Source organism: Flavobacterium sp., assembly GCF_044371705.1.
GTDB lineage: Bacteria > Bacteroidota > Bacteroidia > Flavobacteriales > Flavobacteriaceae > Flavobacterium.
The window spans coordinates 1-7,220 of the sequence record NZ_JBILTE010000131.1 but is presented as its reverse complement, the minus strand read 5'-3'; the positions used below and the strand labels follow the sequence as shown (position 1 = coordinate 7,220).

At 30.6% G+C, this 7,220-nt stretch carries 8 protein-coding genes; 7 read left to right on the top strand and 1 reads right to left on the bottom strand.

The window, feature by feature from the left end; all coding sequences use genetic code 11:
* Positions 1–356 (bottom strand): hypothetical protein (locus ACIQ2S_RS09570; protein WP_396175374.1); only part of this gene is annotated, 356 nt, incomplete at its 3' end.
* A 276-nt stretch (positions 357–632) separates the two neighbouring features.
* Here ACIQ2S_RS09570 and ACIQ2S_RS09565 point away from each other — a divergent pair.
* From ACIQ2S_RS09565 to ACIQ2S_RS09535, 7 genes are all read left to right on the top strand, one after another.
* Complete coding sequence (locus ACIQ2S_RS09565; protein ID WP_396175372.1) at positions 633–1,478, top strand: caspase domain-containing protein; 846 nt, start codon at positions 633–635, stop codon at positions 1,476–1,478.
* A 27-nt stretch (positions 1,479–1,505) separates the two neighbouring features.
* The gene (locus ACIQ2S_RS09560) at positions 1,506–1,661 is read left to right on the top strand and encodes a hypothetical protein (protein WP_396175370.1); all 156 of its coding nucleotides are present in this window, start codon (positions 1,506–1,508) and stop codon (positions 1,659–1,661) included.
* 85 nt (positions 1,662–1,746) lie between these two features.
* The gene (locus tag ACIQ2S_RS09555) at positions 1,747–3,765 is read left to right on the top strand and encodes a hypothetical protein (RefSeq protein WP_396175368.1); all 2,019 of its coding nucleotides are present in this window, start codon (positions 1,747–1,749) and stop codon (positions 3,763–3,765) included.
* Positions 3,734–4,195, top strand: a complete 462-nt coding sequence (locus ACIQ2S_RS09550) for a hypothetical protein (protein ID WP_396175366.1) — start codon at positions 3,734–3,736, stop codon at positions 4,193–4,195. The genes ACIQ2S_RS09555 and ACIQ2S_RS09550 overlap by 32 nt, the downstream gene beginning before the upstream one ends.
* A gap of 11 nt (positions 4,196–4,206) precedes the next feature.
* Positions 4,207–6,330, top strand: coding sequence for a hypothetical protein (locus tag ACIQ2S_RS09545; protein ID WP_396175364.1), 2,124 nt, complete (start codon positions 4,207–4,209; stop codon positions 6,328–6,330).
* 3 nt (positions 6,331–6,333) lie between these two features.
* Positions 6,334–6,984: a hypothetical protein gene (locus tag ACIQ2S_RS09540; protein WP_396175362.1), complete on the top strand. Its 651-nt coding sequence runs from the start codon at positions 6,334–6,336 to the stop codon at positions 6,982–6,984.
* 6 nt (positions 6,985–6,990) lie between these two features.
* On the top strand, positions 6,991–7,220 hold a 230-nt coding region (locus ACIQ2S_RS09535), incomplete at its 3' end, for a peptidoglycan-binding protein (protein ID WP_396175360.1).

The window sequence follows — 7,220 nt, the reverse complement described above, 5'->3', positions numbered from 1 at the left end:
CCTGTAGGTGTTAAAAAAATAGTGGTTAATCCTGCTTTTTCTGCATTTTTAGGATCTTTTCCATAGACGCCTAGATAGAATCTCATTCCGTCGATTTTATATCCATTTTTTGCACCTTCGGTTTTTGCGTAATGGATGTAATTTTCTAATTCTTCGATAGAATACCATACCGCATTTGCATCTTCAATTTTTAAACTTTCTGAAATCAATTGTGATCTTTCATTGATATATCTCAGATTCATCTCTTTTGCTTCTTCAACAGATATTAACTGTTTAGGATTTTCAAAACTTTTTTCTTCTTTTTCACATGATTGTAAAATTACTGCTAATGCAATAATGGTAAAGATTTTTTTCATAATTAATTGGTGTTTTATTGTTTGAGTTACAAAAGTATCTAGATATGTAAAGAATGACAAGGGGAAATACACCCTTTTTATAACCGCAAAAATCCTTATAAAAATTAGGTGAATTGCCTCTATATCAATTGTTTAAATATTTTCAATTTTACATCGTTCAAAATATTAAAACAAATTAAATTTTTAAAAATAATTTTTGACAATCCTAAAAAGTAGAAAGTTAGGATAAAGTATAATAAGTAATAATAAAGTCTAACAATTTAAAAAGTAAAGAAAATGGCAAAGAAAGCATTGGTTGTGGGTATTAATGATTATGCCCCTATTGGGACTGGAGGTCCTGATTTAAACGGTTGCGTTAATGACGCAAGAGATATGGCAAACACCTTAGTAATTTGTGGTTTTCCGGCATTAAGCGTAAGAATTTTAACAAATCATAACGCAACAAAAGCAAACATTATTTCGAATTTAACCAATTTGGTTACTACGAGCAAAAAAGGAGATTCAATCGTTTTTTATTATTCCGGACATGGAACCAGAGTTGCAAATATAGGATCCGACTTTGAGGTTGATGGCTTAGATGACGCTATTTGTCCGCATGATTATGCATCGGCTGGAGTAATTCGAGATGATGAATTTGCTGCTATACTCAAGAAACTTCCTGCAGGCGTTAATATGGATGTCATTTTTGATTGCTGCCACTCAGGAACAGGAACAAGAAGAATGAACTTAGTTGATTTAGATGGCAATCCTACAAATGAAGCTGCACGATTTATTGAACCTAATTTAGAAGACGAGTTTTATTTTAACCACTCAAAAGAATTAGTTGAAGTTAAAAAAACAAGTAAAAAAGGCACAAAACAAGTCATAACTGCAACCACCATGAATCATGCACTTTTTGCAGCTTGTAAAGAAAGTCAAGTTGCCATGGAAGGAAATATGGGAGGAGTTACTCGGGGTTATTTTACTTATAATTTATGCAAAGTCTTAAGAGCAACTAGTGGTAATATCAAAAGAAATGCATTAGACGTACAAATATCAAACGCTTTAGCAGCGATGGGAGCAGCACAAATAAATCAAACCGAAGGTAAAACCACTGAGTTAAACCAAATTATATTTAAATAAACAAGTACTATATCATCAAGGTGATGTTTGGCCTGGTCAAAGTGGGGAACATTTTGGGGATATTGGGGAACAACTCCTAAAGTAGTTGCTGTTCAAAGCTGGCAAAATAATACCACAAATGCAGCAAGTGGAGGTTTAGATATGGTCGATTTAATTAATCAAGCAAGAATTCAATTTTCTTAAAAAATAAAGAAACAAGTAGTTAATTCATGGGGGAAGCTGAAAACCCATAAAAGAGTAAGCTTTTAAACTATTAAAAAACAAAATTATGGCAAATGCAACACCTCTTGGCTACCCACATGCGGGAGCGGGAACAGTAGAAATTTTATTAGAAAATGAAGATGGAGTAGATTATACACTACTATTTTCACCAGATCCTCACAATAATGATTTAAGAAAGGAAAATAAAGCGATGCAATTTTATTATTATCCAAAAGCTCCTCGTTTAGCTAAAGAACCTGTTAAAGATGGAAAATATAAATTTTCAATGCAGGTTTTTAAAGGAGTTATTGATTCTGGTATAATTGGTTCAGAAGGATTTAGTGAAGAAGCAGGTGCTTTCACCACTTTAACCTCTACAATTGATGTACCAGAACAAGTGCTAAAAAAAGCAATAGATAAATTAAAACAAAAACTGCATACCGAGTACCAAAACCAAAGACACTCAAAACTATTTGGTTTGTTTTCTTATATAAAAGGAGTAGATAAAGATTTTAACGAAACGAATGTTAGACCAATTCAATTGACAGAAAACAAAATTTCGATGCATATTATTGGTGAAAAAGATAAGCTTCCTTTTGACGGGCAAAACCCTTGGTCTTTCAATGTTCAAGGTGAGGGAAATGGAACTACTTTTGGCTTAGGTGAAAATGCTTTCTCTGTTTTAATGGGAAGAAATAGTGCCCTTTTAGTAAAATCTTCTTTAGAAAATGGCAACAATAATTTAGTAGTACAAAACGCTATTAAATACAAAGGATATTTACCTACTACCAAAATTAAAACTACAATAGATGTAAAAAGAGTTCATACATATTTTTCAGCTAAAGCGAATGTAAGTGTTGGTGGTTATGCGGATTTGAAATGGGAAAGCGAATATGAAAAAATTAAAACAGATGGTGGAATTGTAAGTGAAATATTTACTGACGAACAGTTTTCTAATGATGAAAAGAAAAAGTTCGAGATGGAACTATTAACTAAACAAAGAGAGTTTGCTTTCCAATTGTTACAAAAAGAAATTTTTGACAAACCAGAAAAACAATTTACACCAGCAAGTGATCCAAATGCAAGCCTAGGTCTGTTTAGTATTTTCACTGGAGGAATTAGCGTTGGGGTTAGTTTAAAAAGTGGTACACAAATTAGAGAAGTGCAGTTTACAGACGAAATTAAATTTTCTGCTGTAACTGTTATGGATAGTACATTAAGCGGAACTCTAACTCCTTTAACAACTAAATCAGGTGATGCTGCTAAAGAAGACTTGAAAAAATACATCACGGAAGTAAGATTAGACGAAGATTTTACAAAAGTTCAGGTTACTGCATCTTTAAATGGTGGAATAGCGAGAGTAGATAAAGAGGGTATCATCACATCAGATAGTGCAGTTAATCAAGTAGCTCTTGAAGTTGGTTATCCAGATTCTAAAGGTAAAATGGTTTGGAAAGGTTCAGGTCGTAAAATGGCAATAGGTGGCGTTCCATTTATTAAAACAACTACTTCTGGTGGTAAAACTATAGATGCTGTTTTCCCAGCTAACTGGAATGATCCATCTATGGTTGATGATAAATTTGTTTTTGACTTCGTTAAAAATGCAACACCAAGCAATGTAAAAGTTCGTACAAACGTAATGTATGAAAAAGACAAAAGAGTAAAATTGGCGGATAAAGTGGTAGAATATGACTTTGATGGAACAAACGTTTTTATTCCGCTTCCAATCACAAATATGGTGGATTATACTTTATCAACCGAAGAACTTTTTGAATGTGATACGATTGAAGTAACTTTAAAAGTGGATAAAATGTCAACTCAAAAATTCAAATTTACAGCTGATAATTTTGAAGACATGATTCCTTACAAAGTGTGGTATGAAGCTAATTATAGTATTAAACCAACGCAGTACAAAGTTAAATATACGTGTAAAGGAAAAATTGGTACGAAATCAAAAAAAGTAAGTATTTCAACGAATTACGTTGCTATTGATTATTTTGCAGGTGATGTTTTATTCGAAATACCATCCGGAACTGACGCTCAAAACAAAGATGTTGAAAAAATCAGAGCCTCTTTTATGGAGTAAATTTAATGATAACAAAGAGGACATTTGTCCTCTTTGTTTCTATAATTATTTAATTATGAGTTACGATAAACTACAAATTAGAGTATGCGTAAATGATTCAGATCATTTAAAAAATATTTCACTCTTAAATGTGGAAGTTGGCTATCCAAATTCTACAAATCAAACTGTCTGGAAATCAAACGCAAGAATTTTTACAGAAGAAAAAATTCTAGATACAATGAAACAAGCTACTTGGAAAACTTTTGATAAAAATTCAGAAACTTTTGTCTTTGATTTTTTGATATCTAAATCCAAACAGATTGTTGTAAAACAAACAACTATCACTAGCAAAGACAATTCATTACATACAATTGAAAATAAAATTGATATTGACAAGGAAACCACTTCTTTGGAATTTTTAACCATTCAAATAGTAAAAACTACTATCTAAACTAAAAAGTCATGCCAGATTTAAATACATTCAAAATATCAGGAAATAAAATGGTGCCTATCAACAGATTTAATTTAGAAGAAGGTAAATTAAGTAACAATTTTACAGAAGTTAATAAGGATAAAACGCCAGCTTTTTCGGTAGTTACACATCCTGTTTTAACTTCTGTAGTGTTGCAACCTGCAATCCTTAGTGTTTTTTTAAATAAGGAATATTTTCCATTAATTGAAGACAGTAGCACCGTAGATCAAAATTCATTATTTAAAGATTTTAATGATAATGCTATTCAACTTCAGTTTCCAGAAATTGAAATTACACCCTTGCATAATTCTCAAGTTTTTTATTACGAAAACGTGCTGAATGAAAAAAGTGAAAACATAGGTTATCTCGGAAAAATAACACTAAACTATACGTTTAAAAATAAAGTAGTTAACGCAACGCTTCAAAACATTCCTATTCAGTTGAAAGAAGCGATTTTAAACTTAAAAGTTAAGGATAATGTTATTAAAATTAATGGAATTGTTGATGAATTACAAAAGGAAATTACATTTGATATCAAAGATGAAGCGGTAAAAATTGCCTTTTCTAATTTGGTCACTAACATTGAAGAACTTAAATCCAATATTGATTTGTTCTTTAGTTTTAAAGGCTACTCTAAAGCCAGAAAAAACTTTTTATTAGCTAAAGATTTTACTTTACGTAAGGCAAGTTTAGTCGACTCTTTAAGAATGGATGCAATAGCGACGCCAATGAAATATACTGTAATCAGACCATTAATTATTAATGATAAAGTGGATCTTGTAAGACCAGTCACTACCTTTAATAACACGCTAGAAATAACACCTGAATATGTTAAAAATACGTTTGTTTTAAAAGTAAATAAAACACTTAATTATCCATTACAATCTGATCCATTAAAAAGTTTATATCATACGATTGGTGGCGGATTTGTTACAAATCCATTTAATTTTAATGTCGATTTTTCTTTATATGAGCAAATTTTTATTCCCGGAATTAATTTAGATAAACTTTCCATATATAAATCCAAAGTTGCCGTAAATGAATTTTTGTTAATAGCGAAAAGATATAATATCACCAGAAGTTCAGATACTAAAATACCGTGTGTGAATACTATTTTTCACGGAACAGAAAGCGATAGTGGTCTTTCCAATGATATTTCAAAAATCAGTTTCCAATTTGCAATCGGACCCGATTTGTCAGAATTTGATTTAAATAAATTAAAAATTGAATTGTTTAATAATAAATTAATTGATGGCAACAGCACAGGATATTTTGATAAAATAAAATTTGTGTATCCAAACGATATTGAAGCAACCTATCAGATAAATGGAAATCAATATTTTCAAAACGCCAACATTACTGTTGATGGCAAATATTTTTTAGTAGATTTTTCCACCGAAAATTTAAATGATGCTAGTATTTTAATCAATTCTATAAACAATAGTTTGTCTCAATATGCAAATATTAATTTTGTACATAAAGAAATAAAAGACACAAGTATTATTGAATTCAACATCCAAAAAACAATTGGAGAAATGGTATCTGTTGAAATTGACAATGTTTCTAAAAAAATGCTTCTAAAAAACAATTCCCTTTCTTCTTGTAAAATTCAAACCGCATTGTCTATTGATACTGCAGATTTACCGCTGTTTTCAAGCAGTCCATTTTCTAATTATACTATTGAAAGCGAACAAAGTAAAGAAATTCCTTTTAGTACATTGAATTCAAGTTTAGCAGTTAAAGATGTTAAAAACGCGTTCTTAGAATATGACATTAACGAAAACATTAGCAAAGAATTTTCTAACATTGTAGCCACTTCAAATAGCTTTAATAAATACATACAAATTCAGTTTCAAACTCAAAAAGCAGCTACCAGGAGAATTCGTTTGGAAGTCACTGTGAATGCAACAACAGCAACATTCGCATTAGAACGATTAAAAGCAGATTTTAAAACGCCTTTGCTAATTAATTTTTTAGTTAGCAATGCCGCAACTATTGATACATTAATAAATTATACAGCTTCTTATTTTGACAAAGACAATAATTTAATTTCCACTTATAGTGGTGTTTTTGATTTCGCTTCTTCAGCAATTATATTCATTCCAAAAAAATAAAATATGCAATTAAGTACTGAAACAAGATGGATTCTTTCAACCAATGAAATGGACATCGCAGAAAATTGGTTTCTGAATTTTGGAGAAAGATTTTCAGAAAAAAATCACTATCAACGACAAGACTACTATTTAAAAACAAATAGTAAAACCTTAGGAATTAAAATTAGAGAGCCTAAAAAAGATGATCATGGAAATATTATTGCCAAACTAGAATTGAAATCCTTGATGCAAGATTTAGGTGCGTATAAATTCAATAACCAAAATATTGGAACGGTGAATAACTGGGTAAAATATAGTTTCGATTTAGATTCAAAAACAAATCCATTAGATGTGCTGCAAAACTTTGTATCAAAAGAAATCACAACGGATTGGATACTGATTGAAAAAGATAGGTTATTAGTGAAATTTGATTTAGACAACAAGAAGATTGTTTCGGGTAAAGAAATTATTAATAATGGAGCCGGAATAGAGCTAACTAAATTTTCACTTGAACGCAAAGTGTATTATTCACTTGGTATTGAAGCTTTTGGCGACAAGGAATCAATAGAAGAAACTTTTTTTAACACGATGCATTTCTTGTTCAATTCGATGAAAATTAGCAGTTTAATAAATGAAAATTCTAAATCGTATCCAGAAATATTAATAGAAAAATGAACAATCATGAACTATCCAAACCGATATATTAAAAAAGGTGAATCCAACACCGAAATTGTCATTGCTATTCAAAAGAAGCTCAATGCACTAGGAATTGTAACAATTCTTGAAAATGGAATTTTTGACGATAGTACAAAATCTGCTGTTAAGTTATTTCAGAGTTTAGCATTAGATAGTCAAGGAATTCCTTTGGTTTCTGATGGCATTGTGGGTTCAATTACTTGGGAAGCCTTATT